This window comes from Vibrio sp. HI00D65 (assembly GCF_001635455.1).
Taxonomy (GTDB): domain Bacteria; phylum Pseudomonadota; class Gammaproteobacteria; order Enterobacterales; family Vibrionaceae; genus Vibrio.
Map to the genome: position 1 here is coordinate 1 of NZ_LWEH01000253.1, position 220 is coordinate 220.

1 protein-coding gene is annotated in these 220 nt (G+C 41.4%); it reads left to right on the forward strand.

Features of this window, described 5'->3' with window-relative positions; all coding sequences use genetic code 11:
* Positions 1 to 220, forward strand: a 220-nt coding sequence (locus A3712_RS27885; RefSeq protein ID WP_197465857.1) for a hypothetical protein, incomplete at both ends; no start/stop codon positions are given.

Genomic DNA, 220 nt, shown 5'->3' on the forward strand with positions numbered 1-220 from the left:
GAGTGGGCATACCGTGCTGCGATTCAATATTCGAAGGATGACGGCTATTTTACAAGGGACTATGACGGTAAAGACGACGTTAATAACGTAAAAGACTTTAATGGTCGATTAAAAGTTCGTTGGGTACCCGTTGATCAGTCATGGGATGTAATTGCAACTGTCGATGCCCAAAATCGTAAAAATGGCAATATGTCATTCGCTACACTAGACCAGATTAATC